Raw genomic sequence first — 24866 nt, forward strand, 5'->3', positions numbered from 1 at the left:
AAATGAGAACAATAAACATAATCACATTATTACTATTTACCTCATTCACTTTTGCCCAAGTAGGCACAAACGGTTCGGATAGGAAGGAAGAAGGACGAACTATAAAGGAATATAACCTTACTATAGAAGAAAATAAAATGACGCTTGGGGGTGTAACCGCAAAAGCGATGACCATCAATGGTAGTATTCCTGGACCAGTTTTAGAGTTTTATGAGGGAGAACTTGCCATCATCAACGTTACCAATAAAATGGATGAAGAAACCTCTGTGCATTGGCACGGGTTGATACTTCCCAATTTTTACGATGGCGTACCTTATTTGAATACACCCCCAATCGAACCGGGAGAGACTTTTCAATACAGAATACCAATCAATCAATCGGGTACCTATTGGTACCATTCTCATACAATGTTACAAGAACAGAAAGGTGTGTATGGGTCTATTATCATTCATCCAAAAGAAAAAACTCTGGAATATGATAAAGATTTGGTGGTGCTACTCTCTGATTGGACAAACGAGAAACCATTGAACGTGCTACGAAACCTTAAAAGAGGTAACGAGTGGTATCAAGTTAAAAAAGGTACAGCAGTACCATTGAGTAGAGTCATTTCAGAAGGTGCTTTTGGCCCCCAACTTAAATTTTGGAGAGACCGTATGGAAGGCGCTGATATTGCCGACATTTATTATCCCGCATTTTTGTCCAACGGTAAAAAATTGGCGGAGTATCCAGAATTCAGGGCAGGCGAAAAAATACGTCTTCGCTTCATCAATGCGTCTGCCTCTACTTATTATTGGCTGGATTTTGGCGGAGGAAACCCAATGGTGGTATCTAGTGATGGTATTGACGTACAGCCCGTATCCAAAAGCCGATTTCTATTTGGCATAGCCGAAACGTATGATGTCATTGTCACTATTCCCGAAGGAACCTTAGAAGTTACCGCAACAGCTCAAGATGGTTCAGGTCATACCTCTATACAATTAGGTAATGGCACCCTTTATCCAGCCAAAAGAATAGACAGACCTGATAAAGTAGAGATGATGAAACAAATGGGTAAAATGGATATGAAAATGGGAGCACCTGCAATGGTTGGAAATAAAAAAAAGAAGACACCTGAAGTTTTAATGCAGAAGTATGGGATGAAGATGGATATGAAAGACGGCCAAATGAAAATGCACGATAAAATGTCAATGAAAGATGGTAAGATGAATGACCAAATGGATATGAAAATGAAGATGGACGATACGATGGGAATGAAAAAGGACGGCCATATGCACGATATGCAAATGATTCAGAAAGATACTGCCTCTTTTGATTATAACACGCGGAAAACCTACTTCAACTACGACTTTTTAAAGGCAAAGGAAAATACCACCTACAAAGCCGATTTACCCATAAACGACATTCTGTTGAACCTGACCGGAAATATGCAACGCTATGTATGGAGTATGAACGGTGTTCCACTTTCGGAAACCGATAAAATAAAAATTAAAAACGGGGAAGTAACCCGAATAACACTCAACAACCTAACAATGATGCATCACCCAATGCACCTGCACGGGCATTATTTCAGGGTCATTAATGAAAACGGCGAACGTTCACCATTAAAGCATACTGTAAATGTACCACCAATGCAAAAAGTGGTCATAGAATTCTATAACGAAGAGTATGGCGATTGGTTCTTTCACTGCCACGTATTGTATCATATGATGGGTGGTATGGCAAGGGTTTTTAGTTACGATACCCCTCGGGATAAGCGTATGGCTGAGTTTCCGGCAAAAAAAATAATTGATGAAACAGACCATTATTATTCGTGGGGATTGGCTCGTGCTGGCTCAAACTTTAATGAACTCTTTTTAACGTCGAGTAATATTCGCAACGAATTCGGATTGAGAGCAGAATTCGATTATGACAAAAATCTTGAAGCCGAAGTAAATTACAATAGGTATCTCAATGATTGGGTGCGCCTCTATGTAGGTATTAACACCGAAACCGAAATACCAGATTCCTTCGATGAGTTCAATACTGTTGGTCTTATTGGGGTAAAATACTTTACGCCTTACAGGTTTAACGTAGATGTGAGTATGGATAATCAACTGCGCCCAAGAATACGTCTGGACAGGGAGCTATTGATTTTTCCTAGAATTTTTCTGGAGGGCGAATACGAATATAGAGCAGACTTTGGATGGGTCAATGATTTAGGAGATAGCTCTTATGAAAGTGAAACACAATGGTTGGTAGGTCTTTCGTACATCCTCTCTAGAAATTTTTCAATACAGGGTAACTACAACAACCGATATGGTTGGGGTGGTGGTTTATTAGCACGATTTTAAACAACTAAAAAATAAAAAGATGAACTATTATTTTAATAAGACAATCAATGGAACTTTTGAAGAGGTCATCGAGAAAGTAACACAAGGATTAAAGGAAGAAGGTTTTGGAATACTAACAGAGATTGATGTAACAGAAACCTTAAAGAAAAAACTGGATGTAGACTTTAAAAAGTATAGGATACTCGGAGCGTGTAATCCACCCTATGCTCATAAGGCCTTACAGGTAGAGGATAAGATAGGGACAATGTTGCCATGTAATGTCATAGTACAAGAAATTGAGATAGGAGTTATTGAAGTTGCTGCTGTAAATCCTATGGCATCAATGCAGGCTGTGAAAAATGAAAAATTGAATGATGTTGCTAATGAAATAACGGCAATGTTGGAAAACGTTATTGAAAAACTTTGATGTAGGATGAATGTTAGTAATCACATATAATGCAAAGTAAAAAAATATAATAAATGTTAGCACTAAGTCCAGGTATATTAATTATCCCAATATTTTCACTTGTGATAGTAGGTATTCTATATATCTATTTTTATACGAAAGTTACTGATAAGTCAAACTACAAACGGATGATTTTAACCATAGCTTTAATAGGTTTTGTATTAAACCTTATTTGGGAATTGGCTCACGGACCATTATATAAAGACTTTAAATATGATTTAAGCCACATCTCATTGTGTGTTCTTTCTTCAATAACTGATATGTTGACACTTTTGTTACTCTTCTTTGTTTTTAGCCTAGTATTCAAAAATGTGTATTGGATTAAACAACTTAGTTTTTTTAACACCCTATTGTTAATGCTGGTGGGAGGAATAAGCGCAACTTTTGTAGAAATCTGGCACATTAACAGAGGTGATTGGTTGTATTCAGAATCTATGCCCTTAACACCAATATTAAAGGCAGGAGTTTCACCGGTTCTTCAATTCACAATATTACCATTAGTCATTTTTATAATAAGTAAGAATTTAATATTAAAAACAGGAAAATAAATCAAGTAAAACAATTAAAAACAATAAAGAAGATGAAACAATTAAAATTAACATTAGGTATAGTTGCGATAGCTTTTATAACCTTAACGGCAGTGTCTTGTAAAGAGAACAAAAATGAACACAACAATGCCGATGGTCACCACGATACCGATAAAACGGAGCACAATGAAATGATGGGCAATGATGAGATGGGCAATTCAGATAAAATGATGTCAAACAACAATCAGGATGCCAAAGCAGAAGTTATCATTAAAGATTATTTTGAATTGAAAAATGCCTTGGTTTCCGATGATACAAAAAAGGCAGCCGATGCAGGAAAAACCTTGGTCGCTTCTTTAAAAGCTTTTGACAGCAGTAAATATACGGCTGAACAACAAAGTGAATTGAACGACATTTTTGAGGATGCCATTGAGCACGCCGAACACATTGCCGAAAGTGCTATGGACCATCAACGGGAACATTTCAAAATATTGAGCAAGGATATTACCGATATGATTGCCATAACAGGAACAGAAAATACCTTATACCAACAGTTTTGCCCAATGTATGACGGTGGAAGTGCGTGGTTGAGTATGAGTGAAGATATCAAAAACCCATATTACGGAAGTAAAATGTTAAGCTGTGGTAAGGTGCAAAAAGAAATCAATTAGATGAAAATTGCAAAAATCATAGCAGTGGTTTTATTGGTAGCGTTTGTGGGCATACAGTTTGTTCCCACGGAGCGTAACCAAAGCGATGTCGTCCCAAAAACTGATTTTATGTTGGTCAACTCTGTGCCAGACCACATCAAGAGCAAGTTGCAGACTTCCTGCTATGATTGCCACAGTAACAACACGCAATATCCTTGGTACAATAAAGTACAACCCATTGCTTGGTTTTTGGAAGATCATATCAAAAAAGGTAAGGCAGAATTGAATTTCAATGAGTGGGATTCGTTATCAAACAGAAGAAAAAAGAGCAAGTTAAGATCCATCATTAAACAGATTGAAAGCGGTGAAATGCCTATGGCTTCCTATACTTTAATTCACACGGAGGCCACTTTTTCTGAAGAAGAAACCCAGAAGGTTGTTAAGTATATGGAAAATTTAAAAGACAGTTTATAATTAAAAAAAAGATAAAATGAAAAATTTAAAAATCAGTGTAGCAGTGATGCTTTTGTTGGTAGTTTCTTTTACTACAGCACAGGAAAAAGAAAAAATGGGTCACAATCATAATCACGATAAGATGATGGATATGAAAGGTGATACAAAAGCAGAGGCAATTTTAAGTGATTATTTCAGCTTAAAAGATGCTTTGGTAGCAGATGATTCAGAAAAAGCAGTTGAGGCAAGCACTAAATTGGTGGCTTCACTGAAAGCGTTCGACGAGTCTAACTATACAGCTAAAGAGCAAAAAGAATTGACTGATATTATTGAGGATGCCACAGAGCACGCAGAACATATTTCAAAAAGTGAAATAGCTCATCAAAGAGAGCATTTTAAAGTGTTGAGTAGGGATATTACCGATATAGTAGCTATTACGGGCACAAAGAATAAGCTGTACCAACAGTTTTGCCCAATGTATGATAAGGGTAGTGCTTGGTTAAGCACTAAAGAAGAAGTGAGAAATCCATACTACGGGAGTAGAATGCTAAAATGTGGAAAAGTTCAAAAAACTATTCAATAGATGCAATCTACCTATCACGATAGTTTGTTAGTTAACAGAGGATAGAAGATACCAGGTTGTTAGGATAGTTAAAAGTCCTGTCATGGGAAGGAAAATGTTGATGGTTAGTGTTAATTCCTTCCCGTGTCAGACACAAGATAATAGAAAAAGAAAGATTGATTTGGTTAATAGCAGCCTGTTAAGAAGTGAGAGGGATTAAATTCCCCTAGAATTATAGTATCCCTCTTCCTTTATTGGGCAAAATACAAACTTTTGAAAAGGAGAAATTCTTTTAAAAGTACTTGATTATGGGAGTGAAACCTGTTTTTTGATTGATGGATAGAGTTTAACTCTCATTTTCAAGTATTAATAGTTGGAATTTGAAGTGAGAATTAGAATTTAAAACGATGAAAGACTGTTGTAAAGACGGATGCCACCACAAAGCAGAAAAATCTGCTGTTAGAAGATGGTTTAATTACATACTGTATGCAATACTGATTGTAATAATTGGTGGCGCGTTGGCACTTCAACTATTTGATTAGAACACAATGAATATGGAAGATATAACCAACATACCTAAAGACACAGGGTTTTACGAACAGCTCTTTAAAAAAGTAGTGTTCACTGCTGGCTTAGTTACGCTTTTGTCCTTAAGTTATGTATTATGGGTTAATGAAAATTCTGATAACTTATTGCTGCCATTTTTAATTGTTGGGTTAGCCTTGGTCAAAACGATATTCATTGTTAGGCTCACTTTTATACAGTTAAGTAAAATAATAGGCGAAAGCCATCAGCTTACGCACGTTCTTACATTGTTTGTTGTATTAATTATCTTGATTATCCTTTCGTTTTCAGCAGATTATCTAGCGTTGTACGTATTGAATTCAGAAAATTTTAAGTCTGCAGCATCACTTGAAGGTTCATTATTTAAAGAGTTTTTTGAGTTTACATATTTCAGCCTAATCACTTTTTCATCTGTTGGTTTTGGAGATATAGTGCCATTAACAATTCCTGGTAAACTCTTGGTAATTGTGGAGGTTCTCTTGAGCTTTTTGGTTTTGGTTTTTGGTATTGCCAACATTAATAGAATACACGTCAATAAATAAAAACATTATAAAACTAAAATTATGAAAACACTTAAACTAGTAACAACCCTAATACTACTTCTGTTTACCACTGGCCAAATCTTTAGCCAAAATGCAGGGAGTACAACAGATAAAGAAGCTGTTCTAAAAATAATGAAATCGTACAAAGATGCATTGCAAAATCTCACTACCAAAGGCACATTTGAGTTGTTTGCAAAAGATTCCGAGGTATATGAATCAGGCGGTATTGAGGGTACCTATGAGCATTACATAGAACACCATCTAGGTCCAGAACTGGGGCACTTTAAAAGTTTTACTTTTTCAGATTATAAAATCGATGTGAAAGTAGATGCACCCTACGCATTTACTACAGAAACCTATGTTTATACCATCGTATTAAATCCAGACGAAAAAGGTAAGTCCCGAACTATTAAGAAAAAGGGAGTAGCAACCTCAATTTTAAAGAAAATGGATGGCGAATGGAAAATTATTAAAACACATTCTTCATCAAGAAACACGAAGTAACAACCAATGAGTAGATATATTTATTTAGGTATCGTATTGTTTGGTCTTCTTTTTACGAATTGTAAAGAGAAGAAAACCGAGCCATTGCCAGAACAGCCAAAAGAAACAACAGCACCCGAACCACCAAAAAAAGTATTGAGCCCTCATACATCGGCTATGGCAATGATTGGAGATGCACATATTCACATAGACTATTCTTCACCTGGAGTTAGGGGACGAATCATTTTTGGTGGATTAGTTGGTTATGATATTATTTGGCAAGCTGGAGCACATATGGCAACGTGGATTGAAACAAATAAGGATTTAGTTATAAATGGTGAGGTGCTTCCAAAAGGAAAATATGGATTTTTCACGATTCCTTCAAAAGAGGATTGGACTATAATGATAAATAAAAATTGGAATCAGCACGGGAAAGACGATTATGATGCTAATGATGATGTGATACGATTTAAAGTGACGCCAAGTATTTCGGACAAAATTACAGAGCATTTAGAATATAAAGTAAATAAGTTAAGCGAAACAGAAGGTACTATTTCTCTTGCTTGGGAAAAGATAACAATTAGTTTTCCTTTCAAAATAAACCAATAAGATGGTCAATAGACATACAGCATTAAAAATAAGAAAAGTACATCGCTATTTAGGTCTTTTTATTGGGATTCAATTCCTAATGTGGACGATTAGTGGGCTGTATTTTAGTTGGACAGATATTGATGATATCCACGGAGACCAGTTTAAGAAAGAGAAACCTAAACAAACGTCCTTTAGTAACCTGTTAGGTACTGCTCAACTAAATTTAGAGGAGCCAATTCAAAACTTAGAACTCTTGGAAATAGCTGGCGAACCTTATTATTGGATAAATGAAAACAACTTGTACAATGCTGTTTCAGGTAACAAAAAGAATGAAATTACCGAACAAGAAGCAATCAAAGTAGCTGAGCGCTATATGTTGTCAGATTTAAAAATAGATAAAATACAAAGAATTGAATCAGTAAGCGACCACCACGAATACAGGGGAAGACCTCTGCCGGCTTATGAGATTTCATACAAAACTGATGAAAATCTTAAGGCTTATGTGGCAATTAAAAATGGAGCGTTTCAAACAGTACGTCATCGCGATTGGCGTTGGTTCGATTTTTTATGGATGACACATACTATGGATTATCAAGGACGAGATAATTTTAATACCATTGTTTTAAGAGCATTCTCATTGTTGGGATTAATAACCGTATTGAGTGGTTTTTTACTTTGGTATACATCATCACCTACAATTAGAAAAATAAATAAGAGAACAAAAAAGTAATATTATGAATAAAAACATTATTTACATAAGCGTTGCGGTAATTGTTGGCCTGTTTGGTGGCTATCTAATTTTCGGTAGAGGTTCTGCTGATACAGCAACAAACACAGTTATGGATGGTCACAACCACTCAGAGGAAATCGCTACTAACCAAATGTGGACTTGTTCGATGCACCCACAGATTATGCAACCGGAACCAGGAGATTGCCCTATTTGCGGAATGGATTTAATACCAGCAGAAGCAGGCGCAGATGGCCTCAATGCTAATGAGATTAAAATGACAGAAAATGCGATGGCCTTGGCTAATATTCAAACCTCTGTTGTAGGGCAGGGACAAATGGGTGATAACTCATTAAAGCTATCGGGTAAGATTAGGCCCAATGAAGAATCTAATGCGGTACAAGTTACCTACTTTGGTGGTAGAATAGAGCAATTATACGTTAATTCTACAGGAGAACGTGTAGGTGCCGGACAACGTTTGGCTACTATCTATTCACCAGAATTAGTTGCTGCACAACAAGAACTACTAACGGCTTCCTCGCTTAAAGAATCGCAACCAGAACTTTATAAGGCTGTAAGAAATAAACTTAAACTATGGAAGCTATCAGAGAAACAGATTAACGCTATTGAATCTGCTGGAAAAGTGCAAGAATATTTCCCTGTATTTGCTACTGTTTCAGGTACGGTAACTCATAAAATGGTTGAAGAAGGTGACTACGTTAAGCAAGGACAACCTTTATATAAGATAGCAAATTTTAACACCGTTTGGGCGGAGTTTGATGCTTACGAAAATCAAATAGCATTATTAAAAGAAGGTCAGACCATTAAAATAACGACAAATGCCTACCGTAATGAAGTTTTTGATGCTAAAATTTCATTTATAGACCCATTGCTCAATTCTGCAACTAGAACAATAGTGGTAAGAGCAGTACTAAATAATAAGAAGGATAAGTTTAAACCGGGAATGTTTGTTGAAGGTACGATTGAAGGCATTCAATCGGGTTCTAAAAGTGCAGTAACCGTTCCTGCTACCGCTGTTTTGTGGACAGGAAAACGGTCTGTAGTTTATGTTAAAACAAAACCGAACGAACCTGTCTTTGAAATGAGAGAAGTTTTATTGGGTAATACCAATGGTGAGAGTTATACCATTCTTGAGGGACTTGTAAATGGTGATGAAGTAGTGACAAATGGAACATTCACTGTAGATGCTGCTGCTCAGTTACAAGGCAAAAAATCAATGATGAATGCTGAAGGGGGAAAAACTATGACAGGACACGAAGGCCATCTAGGAATGCAAAATGACGGTTCAGGGGAAAAGATGAACAGCACCAATCATTCAGAGATGAACAAGAGAATTGAAGTTCCTAATAAATTTCAGAGCCAATTAAAAGAGGTTTTTGATGGCTATATTCTATTAAAGGATGCTCTAGTTGATGACAACTCTGAAGAAGCACAAACTGCTGCAAAGAGAATAAGTCAGAATTTAGCAAAAGTAAATATGAAATTATTGTCCGATGAAGAAGCACATAACCATTGGATGACAATCCAAAAAGAGGTAAAAAATTCTGCAAATGCTATTGAAAACAATTCAGATATAGCGGCACAAAGAAGACATTTTAAGCACCTTTCTGCACATATGATAAGTGCTGTGCAACTTTTTGGCGTAAACCAAAAAGTCTTTAGCGAGTATTGCCCTATGGCAGATAACAATAAAGGTGCCTATTGGTTAAGCCTTGAAGAAGAAATTCGCAATCCGTATTACGGAGAAGCAATGTTAAAATGTGGTGAAGTAAGGGAGGCCATAGAATAGGGCAGCCTTAAATAAGAGTTCCATAAAGAAATATATGCAATGGTAAGAAGAGCGATGATGAGTGAGAGTAGAAGAAATAGGAGAAAAGCTGAAAGAAATAAGCGCCGAACTAAGAACAATATCACTAAAAAAGATAGAATTATTGGAATATTGGCCCTAATCATCATATTTATTATAGCCGCTATTGCAGCGTATTTCTATTCACTTTCAAAAGCTGGGATAAAGTTGTTCTAAAAAAAATGAGTTATAAAGTTCACATAAAAAATATGGTATGTCCGCGATGTATCTCTGCGGTATCTAATATTTTGCAAGAACTGAAGATACCATATAGCTCAATAAAATTGGGAGAAGTTGAATTAACAAAATCTTTAAGCGTGGAAAATAAAAACAAGTTTTCCAAAGCACTTCAAGATATTGGATTCAGTTTAATCAACGACCGTAGAAGTCAGCTTATAGAACAGATGAAAACCTTGGTGGTAGACAAAATTTATTACTCATCAGAAGATTTGAACATTAAATGGACAGACTTTATTAGTGAAAAATTGCGCCTGGACTATAAATATTTAAGCTCACTTTTTTCATCAGTAGAGAGTATCACTTTTGAACAATATATCATTAACCAAAAAATTGAGCGTGTTAAAGAACTCATCGTTTATGACGAGTTAACCTTAAGCGAAATAGCTTTTAAGTTAAACTATAGTAGCGTTGCTTACTTAAGTAATCAGTTTAAAAAAGTTACGGGAATGACACCTACACAGTTTAAAAATAATAGAGATAAGAACAGAAAATCGCTTGATGAATTTTAGGATATTGAGAGTTCAATGCCACTTTTATGTGGTAAAATCGATTAGTGTTTTAAATGAGTTAAAGTATTACCTATTGTAGCAAATACTTGTTTTGTATAAATCTTTATTTTAATGAATTAAATTAATTAAAATAACCAAAAATATAAACTATGGAAAACAACGAAAAAAAGCCAAATAATTATTTAAAATTTTTCGCAATGATTGGCACCTCAATGGTTGCGATGTTCTTTTTGATGTACACACACTCGTATCAGATTATTGACCATTTCTGGTACAGTGAGACCCGTTTTTTTATGACCCTGATTATGGGTGGGTCGATGGTCATTATTATGCTTCTGTATATGTTAAATATGTACAAAGAGAGAAACAAGAATATTATGATTTTGAGTCTAGGGATTTTATTGATTGCAGGAGGGATTTGGCTAGTCCGAAGTCAAGTAACAGTTACTGGTGTTGACTATATGGAAGGAATGATACCCCATCACTCTATAGCTATTTTAACTAGCGAACGTTCTAAAATAAAAGATGTCAGGGTAAGGAAAATTGCCGATGAAATCATCAAGGCGCAACGTAGGGAAATAATGGAAATGCAATGGTTAATCAATGACATTAAGGAAAATGGAATAGTGGAAACAGAAGAGGAGAGAAAGAATCGCCCAATTCCCAAATTTGAAGGTTCGCTTACCGAGGAAACAAAAAATCTAAACGATTAAAAACATAAGTATACATCATCGATTAAAAGAAAAAGGATTTACCTTAAATAATCTTTCGAATTAGGGAAAGGCTTTAGAGGTTGAAAATCTTTTTTCTTTTAGAGGTTGATGGATTCAAAAAAAATGATTGCTAGCCTGCAAAAGATTCTTAACGAGAATGGTAGATTGATTATTTCCCAAAAACTACATTTACTTTTAGAATATAACATTTGAGATTTTAAGTTATAGTTAATTTGAATGATTTGTTAGCTTTTATTATTTAAGCATTTGCTTAAATAATAATATAAGTATAAATTTGCTAAAATTTTAATTATGGCTCTTGAATTAAGTTGCACCCGTGCCGAGGCAGACCAGAAGCAGTTGATGCGTTGTCGTAACACTTTGAATACAAGCTCAGAATTAATCAATAGTGTTGGCAAGGTACTGGCCCTGGCAGGTAATGAAACCAGACTAAAGATTCTATTCCTGTTGAACGAGGAAGGTGAGCTTTGTCCTTGTGATTTTTCAGATATACTGCAAATGAGTGTCCCAGCAATTTCACAACACATTCGAAAGATGAAGGATGCCGGATTGATTTCTTCGAGACGAGATGGTCAAACGTTGTATTACTCTTTGGTCAAAGATTCAAGCGAGGTATTGGAAGGAATTTTCGGCAGGCTTAAAGAAAACAAAAAAGTAGCATAAAATGAATATGGAAAAATCATCAAATACAGTAGCGTACACTGGAATAATTTCAGCAATAGCGGCATCAATATGCTGCATAACCCCAGTTTTGGCATTGATTGCTGGCACAAGCGGAATTGCCTCAACTTTCTCTTGGATAGAACCTTTCAGACCTTATTTAATAGGGCTAACGATTTTGGTGCTTGGTTTTGCTTGGTATCAAAAACTAAAACCCCAAAAAGAAATTGACTGCGAATGTGAGACAGATGACCTGCCTGCTGGCAAGGCAGGAAGGCCTAAATTTATTCAATCAAAAATCTTTTTAGGAATAGTAACCCTATTTGCTATAATAATGTTGGCTTTCCCATACTATTCAGGGATTTTTTATTCAAATACAGAAAAGCAAATAATCGTAGTTGACAAATCAGACATTAAAACCACTGAATATAAAATCAGCGGAATGACCTGCACGGGTTGTGAAGAACACGTAAACCACGAAATAAACAAACTCAACGGAATTGTAAACTCAAAAGCATCCTACGAAAACGGAAATGCAATCGTTGAGTTTGACAAAACAAAAACTAATGAAACGGAAATCGAGAAAGCAATTAACGCAACAGGTTATAAAGTAACCAACAAAAAGGAAAACTAATGGAAGTCCAGTTAAAATCAGAAATAACTTGCCCAAACTGCGGGCATAAAAAAATAGAGGAAATGCCAACGGAGTCTTGTCAATTCTTTTACGAGTGTGAGAATTGTAAAAAAGTATTACGACCAAAAGAAGGTGATTGTTGTGTTTATTGTTCGTATGGAACAATTGCTTGTCCGTCTATTCAAAATAATAAAAGTTGTTGCTAAAAGCATTATAATTTTGCAACCCTGTTGCACCGAAATTTTGTTATCTTTGTCTCAATGAAAGTGTTAGCACTCATATTATCTATTTATATCTTTGGGCTCAATTTAATGCCTTGTGAAGATAATGGTATCCCTGATAATGAGGTTAAAACTGAAATTTCTCAAGCGTTAGACAACGACCATCAACATCAAGGGGCAGATCTATGCTCACCATTTTGCCAATGCCATTGTTGTCATATTCACGTGATACATTTTAAGGTTGCAGATTACAGTGTATCTAATACTGTTATTCCAACACAACCTTTCTATTATTTTGATGGTCTTGAAAAAGACTTCAATACCACCCTTTTACAGCCACCACAGGTTTAATGAATGCCTGCCTATGCAGGTATCTTATAAATTCAAGTAACCCATTTTAAAATAGGTTGCTTATCTCTATTTATAAATTCATTATAACCATTCTTATGATTAATAAAATCATTGATTTTTCAATAAATAACAAATTTATTATTGGTTTGCTAACGCTTACCATTATTGGAGCAGGTATCTGGAGTATGACAAAAGTACCCATAGATGCTGTTCCTGATATTACCAACAACCAAGTTCAGGTAATAACACAATCCCCAAATTTAGGCACAGAAGATATTGAGCAAATAGTTACCTATCCTGTTGAGGTGGCAATGAGCAATTTGCCTAATGTGGAAGAAATTCGCTCAATTTCACGCTTTGGTCTGTCAGTAGTCACCATTGTATTTAGTGATGATATGGGTACATATCTTCCAAGGCAATTGGTTGCTGAAAAACTCAACGAAGTAAAAGAACAAATTCCAGCGGGTTTTGGAGAACCTACAATGGGGCCTATATCCACAGGTCTGGGAGAGATATACCAATACACATTAAAAGTAAAACCAGAATATCAAGATAAATATTTCATTTCAGATGTGCGTACAATGCAAGACTGGATTGTACAACGCCAAATGGCAATGGTTCCTGGTGTTGTCGAGGTCAACGCTATTGGAGGTAAAATAAAACAATATGAAGTTGCTGTAGACCCTAACGAGCTTAAATCTATTGGGATTACCATTACAGATGTATTTGAAGCCCTCGAAGCCAACAACCAAAATACAGGTGGTGCTTATATCGAAAAAAACCATCAGGCTAATTTTATACGAGGGGAAGGATTGGCAAGAAGTTTAGACGACATTAAAAAAATTACGGTTAAAACCATTAATAATGTGCCTATTACCATTGGTGATATAGCAACAGTTCAATTTGGTGCAGCTATTCGTTACGGAGCATTAACACAAGATGGCGAAGGAGAAGTTGTCGGTGGCTTGGTAATGATGCTTAAAGGTGCAAATTCAAATGATGTGATTGCCAATGTTAAAGAGCGTATGGTTCAAATACAAAAGTCCCTGCCAGAAGGTGTTGTTATTGAACCACTTTTAGACAGAAGTAAGTTAATTGTAGAAACGACATCAACGGTTGCAACAAACCTTATTGAAGGGGCTTTAATCGTTATTTTCGTTCTCATTTTCTTGTTGGGTAATTGGCGAGGTGGCTTAATTGTAGCTTCAACCATTCCACTATCGTTACTGTTTGCATTTATTTTAATGAATGTATTCAACGTATGGGCAAACCTGATGAGTTTAGGAGCTATAGACTTCGGTATTATTGTAGATGGCGCAGTGATTATTGTGGAGTCTACGGTATTCCTTATCGCTTCACAAGTACTTAAAAAGAAAAAAATAACCGCCAAAGAACGTGATGAAGTAGCAGCATCAGCTTCAAAAAAAATGATGAACGCTGCCTTTTTCGGTCAGTTGATTATACTTATTGTATTTCTTCCCATTTTAGCCTTACAAGGTATTGAAGGGAAAATGTTCAAACCAATGGCATTGACCTTTATTTTCGCTATGTTGGGAGCTATGGTTTTGTGTCTTACCTACGTACCAATGATGTCTGCTTTGGTATTGAGAACACCAAAAAATGATAAATTATCTTATGGTGATAAATTTGTGCATTGGGTTGAAGATAAATACAAACCTTTATTGCAAAGAGCACTCTTAAAAGGAAAATGGATTGTAGGAATTGCTGTGGCACTATTTGCGGTAACAGTCTTTATGTTTACCCGAATGGGAGGTGAATTTATCCCACAACTCGATGAAGGCGACATTGCATTCCACGCCATTTTAAAACCGGGTAGCTCGTTATCTGAAACAATAGAAACCACTACCAAAATAGAGCAAATAGTAAAGGAAAAATTTCCGGAAGTTGAAAAAATAGTTAGTCGAATTGGTGTAGCCGAAATACCCACCGATCCAATGCCTATGGATTTAGCAGATGTATTTGTAATCCTAAAACCAAAAAGCGAATGGACTACGGTAGAGTCAAAAGACGAGCTTATTGAAGCAATGAAAGAAGCTGTTGAAATTATTCCTGGAGTCAATTATGAATTTACCCAACCTATAGAAATGCGCTTTAACGAGTTGCTTGAAGGGGTACGAGAAGATATTGCCATTAAGTTGTACGGCGAAGACATCGAGGTCTTATCCCAAAAAGCAGAAGAAATCACTAAAATAATTGCAGGAACACCTGGAATTGGTGATATGAAAGCCGAAGCCACAACAGGTTTGCCTCAAATGACTATAAATTATAATAGAAATAAGTTGGCGCAATATGGACTTCAAATCAACACACTTAACAAAATGGTGCAATCGGCATTTGCCGGAGGTAATGCAGGTGTGATTTTTGAAGGAGAAAAGCGGTTTGATTTGGTGGTCCGTTTAAACCAACACAACCGTAAGGATATATCAGATATTCAAAATCTGTTTATCAATTTGCCTTCGGGGACACAAATTCCACTTCGTGAAGTAGCGGATATATCCTATAAAGCAGGGCCTATGCAAATAAGCAGGGACAATACCAACCGCAGAACCTATGTAGGTATCAATGTAAGAGGACGTGATGTAAAATCGTTGGTGGGTGAAATCAAAACCAAATTAGATGCACAATTGGAATTGCCATCTGGCTATTTTGTACGCTATGGCGGTGCTTTTGAAAATTTAGAACGTGCCAGCAATCGTTTACAAACCGTAGTACCTATTGCCTTACTACTTATTTTCGTACTGATATACTTTGCTTTAAAATCAGTACCACAAACCTTAATGATATACATTGCTATTCCAATGGCTACCATTGGTGGTGTGGTGGCTTTATGGTTGCGTGATATGCCATTTAGCATTTCGGCAGGTGTTGGTTTTATTGTATTGTTTGGGGTTGCCGTGTTAAACGGATTGGTTATGATAAGTGGCCTAAATGAATTGAAAGAAGAAGGTGTCACCAATTTAAAAGAAAGGATTTTGGAAGGTACAAAGCGAAGAATACGCCCTATTATGCTAACAGCATTTACAGATGTATTGGGCTTTTTACCAATGGCTGTTTCAGCATCGGCAGGTGCAGAAGTTCAGCGTCCGTTGGCAACGGTAGTTATTGGTGGTTTATTGACTTCAACATTACTCACCTTATTTGTATTGCCTATTTTATATCATTGGGTTGAGAATAAATCGTTTAGGTTAAAGCCAAACAAAAAAATAGTGAGTGCAACCGCAGTACTGGTTTTAATGTTGGTGTTTTCAACTCGAAGTAATGCACAACAAATCACGGATACCTTGCCTAAAATTTCGTTGAACGAAGCTGTTGCTTTATCTAAAAAGAACTATCCACTATTGAAACAAAAACAATTGGAAGTTACCAAACAAGAAAACCTAAAATCTACGGCATACGATTTTGGTTCTACTCAAATCTTTACAGGTGGTGAAGAAGTCAAAGATGGAACAGGAATCTACACAACGGTCGGTGTTGGACAATCAAACATGGATGTGTTTGGAATCGGAGCAAAACGAAAACTGCAACAACAACGCATTGTGTTGTCACAAAAAATAGTACAATTATCTGAATTGGAGGTAGAACTGGAAGTAAAAAAAGCGTGGGCAAAATGTTATCAGTCTATGAGAAACTTTCAGTTGTACAAAGAGCTTGATTCCATCTATGGTAATTTTGAACAAGCAGTTACGCTGAACTTTGAAGTGGAAGCCATTTCTAAATTGGAGTATTCAGCAGCAAAAAACCAAGTGTTTCAAATTCAGAATAAAAAAGCACAGGCATACAGGGATTATCTTATAGCTATCCAACAGTTAAATCTTTGGTTGTTTGATGACGAAATTTATACTGTATCAGAAGAATTGGAAAACATTACAACGATTGAAACTGATAGCTTATCAACAAATGAACATCCAATGGTTGCTGTTTCAGAAAATCAATTGAATGTCAGCGAAGCAGAATTGAGAGCGGCAAAAGCCGATAATTTACCAAAATTGAACCTTCAAGGTGGTTTACAAAAAGTTAATGGCGATTCAGGTTTTTATACCTATCAAGCAGGAATTTCCATTCCATTCCTGTCAGGTTCAAACAAAGCCCGAATTAAATCGGCAAAAATTGACAATGCTATTGCAGAAAGTAATTTGCTATTCAAAAAACAAGAATTACAATCACAATATGCACAAGCAAAAGAAGATTATTTAAAATGGAAACTGTCTTGGGAATTTTACGAAACACAAGTATTACCTTTAACCAAAAACCAGAAATCAGGAGCGTTGTTGGCGTATAAGGAAGGAGAAATAGATTATACTACCTTTACACAATTGGTAAAAGAAGCCGTACAGTCAGAACTGGAAGCTCAAAACGCTTTAATCAATTATTTAGAAAGTACGTTTCAACTACAATATTTTAACCAATAATAAAATGAAAACAATATCATATAAATATATCGCCGTTATTTTAATAACACTTTTTATGGTGTCTTGTGGCAATAAAAAAGACCAATCAGAAAATAATGGGAATTCTCACGATAAAACAGAACAAACCAGTGAAAATGAAGAACACCACGAAGAAGGCGAAGTAACACTTAATCAACAACAGTTTGATGCCTTAAAAATGAAAATAGACACCTTGGGCTTACGCAATATGAGTGGTTATGTTGAGGCAAACGGCACATTGGAAGTGCCACCCCAAAACGAAGCTGCTATTACTTCTGTTATAGGAGCAAATGTAACATCCATAAAAGTCATTGAGGGAGATAAAGTTGAAAAAGGTGAGGTAGTGGCTTATTTGTCACATCCAAATATTATAGCCTTACAGACCGATTACCTAAACGCTTATAGCAATAGCGAACTTTTAAAGAAAAATTACGAACGCCAAAAAAAATTATACGATGCAGGAGTAGGATCTGGTGCTAATTTCCAAAAAGCAGAAGCAGAATACAAAGGTTCAACGGCATTAGTAAATGGTTTGGCAGCTCAATTAAGTATTTTAAATATTAATACAGCATCAGTTCGTAATGGGAGTATCGCTCAACAAATTCCACTACGAAGCCCCATTGAAGGATTTGTGCAAAAAGTAGAGGTTAAAACAGGACAATATGTAGAACCACAGACTGAACTGTTCGAGATTGTAAATACACATCACGTTCACGCAGATTTAATGGTGTTTGAAAAAGATGTTTACAAAGTAAAACAAGGGCAAAAGGTAACTTTTAGTGTGCAATCCATACCACATACAGAACTTACAGCCGAGATTTACTCGGTAAGCAAAACCTTTGAAGACAACCCTAAAGCGGTTCACGTGCACGCCGAAATAGAAAATAAATCAGGTAATCTCATTCCAGGTATGTACATTCAAGGAAGAATACAAACCGATAGTGCATTAACAAAGGCATTGCCCGAAAGTGCCATTGTAAAAGATGGCGATAGATTTTTTGTTTTTACGGTAGAAAAAGAAGGTGAAACTTGGGCTTTTAAGCCTGTAGAAGTAATAACTGGAGAAAAAGATGGAGTTTGGATTGCAGTTACTTTTTCAGAAGAAGTATCCGCTAATACCAAGTTTGCTTACAATAATGCGTATTACCTTATAGCAGAAATGAAAAAAGGAGAAGCAGAACACGCTCATTAATTATGGAAACAATAGAACAATTATTAGAGTCAAAAGATATTCGCGTAACAGCAATGCGGTTGCTAATTTATAAGTTTCTTGCAGAAAAGAATGTCGCAGTAACATTAAGTGATATTGAAAATGCGTTTGGAAAAGCAGATAGAACAACGCTTTACAGAACAATAAAGACCTTTGAAGAAAAGGATATTGTACATCAAATAGACGATGGTACAGGTATTACCAAATACGCCCTTTGCGAACAAGGTTGCAATTGTGATATTAAAACCGATTTACACTTACACTTTCATTGTACTAATTGTGGTGAAACCATTTGCTTAACAGACCATAAAATACCACAAATCAAGGTTCCTGAAGGTTTTGTTTCCGAAAATGTAAACTTGGTAGTAAAAGGTATTTGCGATAAATGTAGCGGTTAATAATGCACTTCTATTGCATCCCTTTTTTACGGAACTTTGAATTTAAGACAAATAAAAAATGAAAAAAAAGAAAATAAATCTGCGAGATTTAAAAGCTAATTCAAACAAAGCGCATAGTCACAATCATGATAAAAGTTCAAGTCAATTTAAAGCATACATTCCTGCCGTTATAAGTTTTACAATGCTTATTATTGGAATAGGATTAGACTATTTTGATGTTTCTTTTTTTAAGGATTGGCTTCCTATAATTTGGTACGGCATAGCATATCTACCTGTTGGTTTTCCGGTAGTTAAAGAAGGTTGGGAAAGCATAAAAAAGGGCGATGTGTTTACAGAGTTCTTTTTAATGTCTATAGCAACTATTGGGGCATTTATAATAGGTGAATATCCCGAAGGCGTTGCGGTGATGTTATTTTATGCAGTGGGCGAACTCTTTCAAAATGCAGCAGTTAATAGAGCTAAAGGAAACATTAAGGCCTTATTGGATGTAAGACCAAAGGAAGCCAATGTTTTTCGAGATGGTGATTATAAAAGTGTCAATCCTGAAAGTGTCGAAATAGGCGAAAAAATCCAAATACGTGTGGGTGAAAAAATACCATTGGATGGTATGCTGCTATCTGAAAAAGCGTCTTTAAATACCGCAGCGTTAACAGGCGAAAGTAAACCCGATACCATCACTAAGAGCGAAAAAGTTTATGCGGGAAGTATCAACTTGGACGGGGTCATTGAAGTAAGGACTACCAAAGAATTTAAGGATAGTTCCATCGCGCGAATCTTGGATATGGTGCAGAACGCCACCGCCCGAAAATCTAAGACGGAACTGTTCATTAGAAAATTCGCCAGGATTTATACGCCCATTGTGGTTTTCCTTGCCATCGGTCTGACCTTTTTGCCTTATCTTTTTGTGGATGATTACGTCTTTAGGGATTGGTTATATCGTGCCTTGATATTCTTGGTGATTTCCTGTCCTTGTGCTTTAGTTATTTCAATTCCGTTAGGCTATTTCGGTGGTCTCGGTGCGGCATCCCGCAATGGGATACTATTCAAGGGTGCATCCTTTTTGGATGCGATGACCAAAGTGAATACAGTTGTGATGGATAAAACTGGTACTGTTACCAAAGGAGTCTTCAAGATTAAAGAAGTGGTCACCAAAAATAATTTCGCGCCTGCCCTTAGCGCAGTCGAAGGGGAAGCAGAATTTATGCAATACCTGATGGCAATGGAAGAGCAATCCACCCATCCCATTGCAAAGGCAATTCTGGAATATAAGGCAGATGGTGCCGATTTTGAAGCAACCGAAGTTTCCGAAGTTGCTGGAAAGGGCTTGAAAGGTACGGTCAACGGAAAGCAGGTATTGGTAGGCAATAAAGCTCTGATGGTTTCCAACGGCATCGAAGTTCCCTCTGAGACCGATACCATAGTCGAATCCATCGTAATGCTAGCCATCGACGGAAAGTTTGCCGGATACGTGACCATTGCTGATGAACTGAAGGAAGATGCCCACCAAGCCATAAAGCAAATTCGTGAAGCAGGAATTTCCAAAATCATAATGCTATCCGGCGACAAGGATTCCATTACCTTACAGGTATCCGAAGAGTTGAATCTCGATTGGGCGAAAGGCAGTCTGCTACCGGAAGATAAACTGAACGAAGTCGAGAAACTCAAAACTCAACCCGATACGACCGTAGCCTTTATGGGCGACGGTATAAACGATGCGCCCGTACTTGCTGCAAGCGATGTAGGTATCGCAATGGGCGGTTTGGGTAGTGACGTGGCCATTGAAACGGCAGATGTCATCATCCAGACCGACCAACCGAGTAAGATTGCCAGGGCGGTCAACATCGGTCGTTCCACCCGAAGGATTGTCTGGCAAAATATCGGATTGGCGTTTGGTGTGAAGGTAGTTGTTCTTATCCTCGGCGCTGGCGGTTTGGCCACGATGTGGGAAGCCGTATTTGCCGATGTTGGAGTGGCGTTATTAGCTATATTAAATGCGGTCAGATTGCAAAGAATGACTTGGAGTTAACATACAAAAAAAGCGCACAGAGAAGATGTTTTTAAAGCATGGTTGGTATATTGAATAATTTAATTTAAAGAGGTATTAGAAACCAACTAATAAAAGAAAATGAATGAGCAAATTTTACAACTCTTTCAGCGAATAACGTAACAGTTTTCCCGTGTTCTATTCCGAAATTTGTGAAATACAAAACGGATTAATAAATGGAAGCAACCAATATATTCGACACCAAACCCAAAGAACAAAAAACAGGCATAAAAAAATCCTTTCCAGTTACGGGTATGACCTGTGCCGCCTGTGCCAGCAGTGTTGAGTCGATTCTTTCCCATACCGATGGCGTAAACAAGGCCATCGTAAATTTTGCCAGCAATTCGATTTTAGTCGATTACGATGAAACCATTTCTGAAGAAAAACTTCAGAACGCACTGCGTGAAGTGGGCTATGATATCCTTATCGATGCAGAAGACCCAGTGGAAGCACAACAAGAGCTTCAGCAAAAGCATTACCAAGACATTAAAAACCGTACCATTTGGTCAGCTATTCTGACGCTGCCCATATTCATACTTGGAATGTTCTTTATGCAATGGGAACCTGGTAAGTGGATTTCTTTGGTATTGGCTATTCCTATTCTTTTCTGGTATGGGCGTAGTTTTTTTATCAATGCTTTCAAACAGGCCAAACGTGGCAAGGCGAATATGGATACCTTGGTGGCTTTAAGTACAGGGATTGCCTTTCTCTTCAGTGTTTTCAATACCCTTTTTCCAGAGTTTTGGTTAAGCCGTGGCATTGAACCCCACGTCTATTACGAAGCAGCCACGGTCATCATTACCTTTATTTCCCTTGGAAAATTATTGGAGGAAAGGGCAAAATCGAACACTTCATCCGCAATAAAGAAACTGATGGGATTACAGCCCAAAACGTTGAAGATTATTGAGAACCGCTTAGAAAAGGAGATTCCGATTTCCGAAGTCCAAGTTGGTCAGACCATCTTGGTACGCCCTGGAGAGAAGATTCCTGTTGATGGAGAAGTTGTAAAAGGGAGCTCGTATGTAGACGAAAGTATGATTACGGGTGAACCTGTTCCAGTACAAAAGGCCAGAGAAGAGAAGGTGTTTGCTGGCACCGTCAACCAAAAAGGTAGTTTTCAATTTACTGCAGAAAAAGTAGGTGGCGAAACCCTGCTTTCCCAAATCATAAAAATGGTACAGGAAGCACAGGGCAGCAAGGCACCTGTACAAAAATTGGTCGATAAAATTGCTGGAATATTTGTTCCTATCGTATTGGGAATATCCATTGTTACCTTCATCGTATGGATGTCTATGGGAGGTGATAATGCGTTTTCTCAAGCTTTATTGACTTCTGTCGCTGTATTGGTCATTGCCTGTCCTTGCGCCTTAGGGTTGGCTACACCTACTGCTATTATGGTGGGAATTGGAAAAGGTGCCGAAAATAATATCCTTATAAAAGATGCCGAGAGTTTAGAACTCGGTCATAAAGTTAATGCTATCATCCTTGATAAAACTGGCACTATTACCGAGGGAAAACCATTGGTGACCGATATACATTGGAAAGGTACACTTGAAAATAAGGTTGATTTAAAACAGTTCTTGTTAGCAATAGAAGCCCAATCGGAACACCCCTTGGCAGAAGCAGTTGTTAATCATTTTAAAGAAGAAAATATTGAAAAAGTTGAAATTGCTTCTTTTGAAAGTATTACGGGTAAAGGTGTGCAGGCTAAAACAGAAAATGGCTCACAATACTATGTTGGAAACCATAAATTAATGCTTGAGAAGAATATACAAATTGATGCTTCCTTGATGCAAACAGCAGAAAGTCTTGAAGAGCAAGCAAAAACCGTCATATTCTTTGGAAATGAAAAAGATGTATTAGCGATACTTGCTATTGCAGACAAAATAAAGGAAACTTCAAAAATAGCCATTGCAACACTTCACGAAAGGGACATTGATGTCTATATGCTAACAGGTGATAATAATAAGACAGCATCAGCCGTAGCCCAACAAGTGGGAATAGCAAATTTCCAAGGGGAAGTAATGCCATCGGATAAAGCAGCCTTTGTGAAAAAATTGCAGTCTGATGGTAAAATAGTAGCTATGGTAGGCGATGGTATCAACGATTCCCACGCCTTGGCGCAAGCCGATGTAAGTATCGCTATGGGCAAAGGGTCCGATATTGCGATGGATGTTGCAAAAATGACATTGATAACCTCAGATTTACAATCCATTCCGAAAGCATTGGCACTATCAAAAAAAACGGTACTGGGCATCCGTCAAAACCTGTTTTGGGCATTCATTTATAATATTATTGGTATTCCGATAGCGGCAGGCGTGCTATACCCGATAAATGGCTTTTTATTAGACCCAATGATTGCAGGTGCAGCAATGGCATTTAGTAGTGTCTCTGTAGTTGCAAATAGCTTAAGGTTAAAAAGGATAAAACTTTAATATTAATTATAAATTAAAATAAAATGAAAACTTTAAAATTTAAAACAAACATTAATTGTGGCGGTTGTATATCTAAGGTAACACCATTCTTAAATAATCAGGAAGGTGTTGAAAGCTGGGAAGTGGATACTGTAAACCCAGATAAAATTTTAACAATAAAAAGCAATGGTGCTTCAGAAGAAGATGTAAAAACTACATTGCAAAAAGTGGGCTTCAAGGCAGAAGCTGTAGATTAATGCTCTTTAGTTTAATATGGCTTACATTTTAATTTCGGTTGTAATTCTTCTATTTGCGATTCATTTTTATAGAAAAGCGCAACGTCATAGCATTAAACCATTTCCAGAACATTGGCACGGGCTATTACTAGAGAATGTACATTATTATAGCAACCTTTCAAAAGAGAAGCAAAAGGTTTTTCAACAGCGAATGATGCAATTTCTTAGTGAAGTCTATATTGATGGTGTGAAATTAGAATTGGAAGAGCTCGATAAAATTTTAATCGCTGCGAGTGCAGTGATTCCTGTGTTTGGCTTTAAAGAATGGCACTACAGCAATTTAAGCGGAATTCTCTTGTACCCAGATAATTTTAATGAGGATATGCAATTTGGCAGTAGGGATAAATCACGTAACATTGGTGGAATTGTTGGCAATGGTCGATTTGAAAAGCAAATGATTTTGTCTAAAAAGGCATTATATCACGGTTTTAAAAATAAGAGTGATAAAAACAATACTGGTATCCACGAGTTTGTACACCTAATAGATAAACTTGATGACAGAACAGATGGTGTGCCAGAACGATTATTGCAGCACCAATATGCCATACCGTGGTTAAATCTAATCCATAAGGAAATGGAAGCAATTAATGACAACCATTCTGATATCCGAAAATATGGTGGCACCAATCAAGCTGAATTCTTTGCCGTTGCTTCAGAGTATTTTTTTGAACGTCCAGACTTGCTTAAAAAGAAACATCCCGAATTATACAAGATGTTGGTTAAATGTTTTAATCAAAAGCCAAATCATTAAGCAAATTAAACCATATTCTATATTAATGGATATATTTTGATTTACTTTTAATTATTTAGATAATATTCGTATCACTATCAAGTAAAAGACCAATTATTAATAAGTCACTTTCTGTATCGGGAAGTCAGTAATAACTTCTAATCAAAAGGTTTATTTAACGGATTAAGTTTATTGAGTTTTTTTATTAAAAAGTTCGATTTTTTTCTGTTTGCTCT

25 protein-coding genes are annotated in these 24866 nt (G+C 36.6%); all 25 read left to right on the forward strand.

Annotated features, from left to right (window positions below; all coding sequences use genetic code 11):
• Nucleotides 1-2 precede the first annotated feature (2 nt).
• The 25 genes from ACFQ1K_RS12760 (at nt 3) to ACFQ1K_RS12880 (ending at nt 24651) form a co-directional block, all read left to right on the forward strand.
• Nucleotides 3-2330 carry a multicopper oxidase domain-containing protein gene (locus ACFQ1K_RS12760; RefSeq protein ID WP_320554369.1) on the forward strand — a complete coding sequence of 776 codons (2328 nt, stop codon included), beginning with the start codon at nt 3-5 and terminating at the stop codon, nt 2328-2330.
• A 19-nt stretch (nt 2331-2349) separates the two neighbouring features.
• Nucleotides 2350-2736 (forward strand): DUF302 domain-containing protein, encoded by a 387-nt coding sequence (locus ACFQ1K_RS12765; protein WP_320554368.1) that lies wholly within the window; start codon nt 2350-2352, stop codon nt 2734-2736.
• 167 nt (nt 2737-2903) lie between these two features.
• Nucleotides 2904-3323, forward strand: coding sequence for a hypothetical protein (locus tag ACFQ1K_RS12770; protein WP_386134286.1), 420 nt, complete (start codon nt 2904-2906; stop codon nt 3321-3323).
• Between the two features lie 32 nt (nt 3324-3355).
• Nucleotides 3356-3973 carry a DUF3347 domain-containing protein gene (locus ACFQ1K_RS12775; RefSeq protein ID WP_320554366.1) on the forward strand — a complete coding sequence of 206 codons (618 nt, stop codon included), beginning with the start codon at nt 3356-3358 and terminating at the stop codon, nt 3971-3973.
• The gene (locus ACFQ1K_RS12780) at nt 3974-4426 is read left to right on the forward strand and encodes a heme-binding domain-containing protein (protein ID WP_320554365.1); all 453 of its coding nucleotides are present in this window, start codon (nt 3974-3976) and stop codon (nt 4424-4426) included. It abuts the gene before it with no gap.
• 16 nt (nt 4427-4442) lie between these two features.
• A complete protein-coding gene (locus tag ACFQ1K_RS12785) occupies nt 4443-4988 on the forward strand; it encodes a DUF3347 domain-containing protein (RefSeq protein ID WP_320554364.1) in 546 nt (181 codons plus the stop codon).
• Nucleotides 4989-5521: 533 nt separating this feature from the next.
• Nucleotides 5522-6073, forward strand: coding sequence for a potassium channel family protein (locus ACFQ1K_RS12790; protein WP_320554363.1), 552 nt, complete (start codon nt 5522-5524; stop codon nt 6071-6073).
• Between the two features lie 21 nt (nt 6074-6094).
• Nucleotides 6095-6577 carry a YybH family protein gene (locus ACFQ1K_RS12795; protein WP_320554362.1) on the forward strand — a complete coding sequence of 161 codons (483 nt, stop codon included), beginning with the start codon at nt 6095-6097 and terminating at the stop codon, nt 6575-6577.
• Between the two features lie 6 nt (nt 6578-6583).
• Nucleotides 6584-7165, forward strand: a complete 582-nt coding sequence (locus tag ACFQ1K_RS12800) for a DUF2911 domain-containing protein (protein WP_320554361.1) — start codon at nt 6584-6586, stop codon at nt 7163-7165.
• A 1-nt stretch (nt 7166) separates the two neighbouring features.
• On the forward strand, nt 7167-7877 hold the full coding sequence (locus tag ACFQ1K_RS12805) for a PepSY domain-containing protein (protein WP_320554360.1): 711 nt from the start codon (nt 7167-7169) through the stop codon (nt 7875-7877).
• A 4-nt stretch (nt 7878-7881) separates the two neighbouring features.
• Nucleotides 7882-9684: an efflux RND transporter periplasmic adaptor subunit gene (locus tag ACFQ1K_RS12810; RefSeq protein ID WP_320554359.1), complete on the forward strand. Its 1803-nt coding sequence runs from the start codon at nt 7882-7884 to the stop codon at nt 9682-9684.
• Between the two features lie 39 nt (nt 9685-9723).
• Nucleotides 9724-9918: a hypothetical protein gene (locus ACFQ1K_RS12815; protein ID WP_087524320.1), complete on the forward strand. Its 195-nt coding sequence runs from the start codon at nt 9724-9726 to the stop codon at nt 9916-9918.
• Nucleotides 9919-9923: 5 nt separating this feature from the next.
• On the forward strand, nt 9924-10490 hold the full coding sequence (locus ACFQ1K_RS12820; protein WP_281138995.1) for a helix-turn-helix domain-containing protein: 567 nt from the start codon (nt 9924-9926) through the stop codon (nt 10488-10490).
• Nucleotides 10491-10639: 149 nt separating this feature from the next.
• Nucleotides 10640-11203 (forward strand): DUF305 domain-containing protein, encoded by a 564-nt coding sequence (locus tag ACFQ1K_RS12825; RefSeq protein WP_320554358.1) that lies wholly within the window; start codon nt 10640-10642, stop codon nt 11201-11203.
• Between the two features lie 312 nt (nt 11204-11515).
• On the forward strand, nt 11516-11887 hold the full coding sequence (locus ACFQ1K_RS12830) for an ArsR/SmtB family transcription factor (protein ID WP_320554357.1): 372 nt from the start codon (nt 11516-11518) through the stop codon (nt 11885-11887).
• 1 nt (nt 11888) lies between these two features.
• Nucleotides 11889-12518: a mercuric transport protein MerTP gene (gene merTP / locus ACFQ1K_RS12835; RefSeq protein WP_320554356.1), complete on the forward strand. Its 630-nt coding sequence runs from the start codon at nt 11889-11891 to the stop codon at nt 12516-12518.
• Nucleotides 12518-12724, forward strand: a complete 207-nt coding sequence (locus ACFQ1K_RS12840) for a GDCCVxC domain-containing (seleno)protein (RefSeq protein WP_320554355.1) — start codon at nt 12518-12520, stop codon at nt 12722-12724. The genes merTP and ACFQ1K_RS12840 overlap by 1 nt, the downstream gene beginning before the upstream one ends.
• 54 nt (nt 12725-12778) lie before the next feature.
• Nucleotides 12779-13090 (forward strand): DUF6660 family protein, encoded by a 312-nt coding sequence (locus ACFQ1K_RS12845; protein ID WP_320554354.1) that lies wholly within the window; start codon nt 12779-12781, stop codon nt 13088-13090.
• A gap of 95 nt (nt 13091-13185) precedes the next feature.
• A complete protein-coding gene (locus tag ACFQ1K_RS12850) occupies nt 13186-17520 on the forward strand; it encodes a CusA/CzcA family heavy metal efflux RND transporter (RefSeq protein ID WP_320554353.1) in 4335 nt (1444 codons plus the stop codon).
• 4 nt (nt 17521-17524) lie between these two features.
• Nucleotides 17525-18730, forward strand: a complete 1206-nt coding sequence (locus ACFQ1K_RS12855; RefSeq protein WP_320554352.1) for an efflux RND transporter periplasmic adaptor subunit — start codon at nt 17525-17527, stop codon at nt 18728-18730.
• A gap of 2 nt (nt 18731-18732) precedes the next feature.
• Nucleotides 18733-19146: a Fur family transcriptional regulator gene (locus ACFQ1K_RS12860; RefSeq protein WP_320554351.1), complete on the forward strand. Its 414-nt coding sequence runs from the start codon at nt 18733-18735 to the stop codon at nt 19144-19146.
• Between the two features lie 58 nt (nt 19147-19204).
• The gene (locus tag ACFQ1K_RS12865; RefSeq protein WP_320554350.1) at nt 19205-21172 is read left to right on the forward strand and encodes a heavy metal translocating P-type ATPase; all 1968 of its coding nucleotides are present in this window, start codon (nt 19205-19207) and stop codon (nt 21170-21172) included.
• 194 nt (nt 21173-21366) lie between these two features.
• The gene (locus ACFQ1K_RS12870; protein WP_320554349.1) at nt 21367-23625 is read left to right on the forward strand and encodes a heavy metal translocating P-type ATPase; all 2259 of its coding nucleotides are present in this window, start codon (nt 21367-21369) and stop codon (nt 23623-23625) included.
• Nucleotides 23626-23648: 23 nt separating this feature from the next.
• Complete coding sequence (locus ACFQ1K_RS12875; RefSeq protein WP_320554348.1) at nt 23649-23861, forward strand: heavy-metal-associated domain-containing protein; 213 nt, start codon at nt 23649-23651, stop codon at nt 23859-23861.
• Between the two features lie 16 nt (nt 23862-23877).
• On the forward strand, nt 23878-24651 hold the full coding sequence (locus tag ACFQ1K_RS12880) for a M90 family metallopeptidase (protein WP_320554347.1): 774 nt from the start codon (nt 23878-23880) through the stop codon (nt 24649-24651).
• The last annotated feature ends 215 nt before the right edge of the window (nt 24652-24866 follow it).

It is taken from the genome of Winogradskyella aquimaris (assembly GCF_042676105.1).
In the GTDB taxonomy this organism is placed as follows: Bacteria; Bacteroidota; Bacteroidia; order Flavobacteriales; family Flavobacteriaceae; genus Winogradskyella; species Winogradskyella aquimaris.

Bases quoted from the DNA above. Each gene is read 5' to 3' on its own strand.
- ACFQ1K_RS12770 (WP_386134286.1), top strand. From the start codon at position 2,904: ATGATTTTAACCATAGCTTTAATAGGTTTTGTATTAAACCTTATTTGG.
- ACFQ1K_RS12795 (WP_320554362.1), top strand. From the start codon at position 6,095: ATGAAAACACTTAAACTAGTAACAACCCTAATACTACTTCTGTTTACC.
- ACFQ1K_RS12860 (WP_320554351.1), top strand. From the start codon at position 18,733: ATGGAAACAATAGAACAATTATTAGAGTCAAAAGATATTCGCGTAACA.
- ACFQ1K_RS12855 (WP_320554352.1), top strand. From the start codon at position 17,525: ATGAAAACAATATCATATAAATATATCGCCGTTATTTTAATAACACTT.
- ACFQ1K_RS12880 (WP_320554347.1), top strand. From the start codon at position 23,878: ATGGCTTACATTTTAATTTCGGTTGTAATTCTTCTATTTGCGATTCAT.
- ACFQ1K_RS12775 (WP_320554366.1), top strand. From the start codon at position 3,356: ATGAAACAATTAAAATTAACATTAGGTATAGTTGCGATAGCTTTTATA.
- ACFQ1K_RS12875 (WP_320554348.1), top strand. From the start codon at position 23,649: ATGAAAACTTTAAAATTTAAAACAAACATTAATTGTGGCGGTTGTATA.
- ACFQ1K_RS12830 (WP_320554357.1), top strand. From the start codon at position 11,516: ATGGCTCTTGAATTAAGTTGCACCCGTGCCGAGGCAGACCAGAAGCAG.
- ACFQ1K_RS12785 (WP_320554364.1), top strand. From the start codon at position 4,443: ATGAAAAATTTAAAAATCAGTGTAGCAGTGATGCTTTTGTTGGTAGTT.
- ACFQ1K_RS12850 (WP_320554353.1), top strand. From the start codon at position 13,186: ATGATTAATAAAATCATTGATTTTTCAATAAATAACAAATTTATTATT.
- ACFQ1K_RS12845 (WP_320554354.1), top strand. From the start codon at position 12,779: ATGAAAGTGTTAGCACTCATATTATCTATTTATATCTTTGGGCTCAAT.
- ACFQ1K_RS12840 (WP_320554355.1), top strand. From the start codon at position 12,518: ATGGAAGTCCAGTTAAAATCAGAAATAACTTGCCCAAACTGCGGGCAT.
- ACFQ1K_RS12815 (WP_087524320.1), top strand. From the start codon at position 9,724: ATGGTAAGAAGAGCGATGATGAGTGAGAGTAGAAGAAATAGGAGAAAA.
- ACFQ1K_RS12805 (WP_320554360.1), top strand. From the start codon at position 7,167: ATGGTCAATAGACATACAGCATTAAAAATAAGAAAAGTACATCGCTAT.
- ACFQ1K_RS12865 (WP_320554350.1), top strand. From the start codon at position 19,205: ATGAAAAAAAAGAAAATAAATCTGCGAGATTTAAAAGCTAATTCAAAC.
- ACFQ1K_RS12810 (WP_320554359.1), top strand. From the start codon at position 7,882: ATGAATAAAAACATTATTTACATAAGCGTTGCGGTAATTGTTGGCCTG.
- ACFQ1K_RS12820 (WP_281138995.1), top strand. From the start codon at position 9,924: ATGAGTTATAAAGTTCACATAAAAAATATGGTATGTCCGCGATGTATC.
- ACFQ1K_RS12760 (WP_320554369.1), top strand. From the start codon at position 3: ATGAGAACAATAAACATAATCACATTATTACTATTTACCTCATTCACT.
- ACFQ1K_RS12780 (WP_320554365.1), top strand. From the start codon at position 3,974: ATGAAAATTGCAAAAATCATAGCAGTGGTTTTATTGGTAGCGTTTGTG.
- ACFQ1K_RS12765 (WP_320554368.1), top strand. From the start codon at position 2,350: ATGAACTATTATTTTAATAAGACAATCAATGGAACTTTTGAAGAGGTC.
- merTP (WP_320554356.1), top strand. From the start codon at position 11,889: ATGAATATGGAAAAATCATCAAATACAGTAGCGTACACTGGAATAATT.
- ACFQ1K_RS12825 (WP_320554358.1), top strand. From the start codon at position 10,640: ATGGAAAACAACGAAAAAAAGCCAAATAATTATTTAAAATTTTTCGCA.
- ACFQ1K_RS12870 (WP_320554349.1), top strand. From the start codon at position 21,367: ATGGAAGCAACCAATATATTCGACACCAAACCCAAAGAACAAAAAACA.
- ACFQ1K_RS12800 (WP_320554361.1), top strand. From the start codon at position 6,584: ATGAGTAGATATATTTATTTAGGTATCGTATTGTTTGGTCTTCTTTTT.
- ACFQ1K_RS12790 (WP_320554363.1), top strand. From the start codon at position 5,522: ATGGAAGATATAACCAACATACCTAAAGACACAGGGTTTTACGAACAG.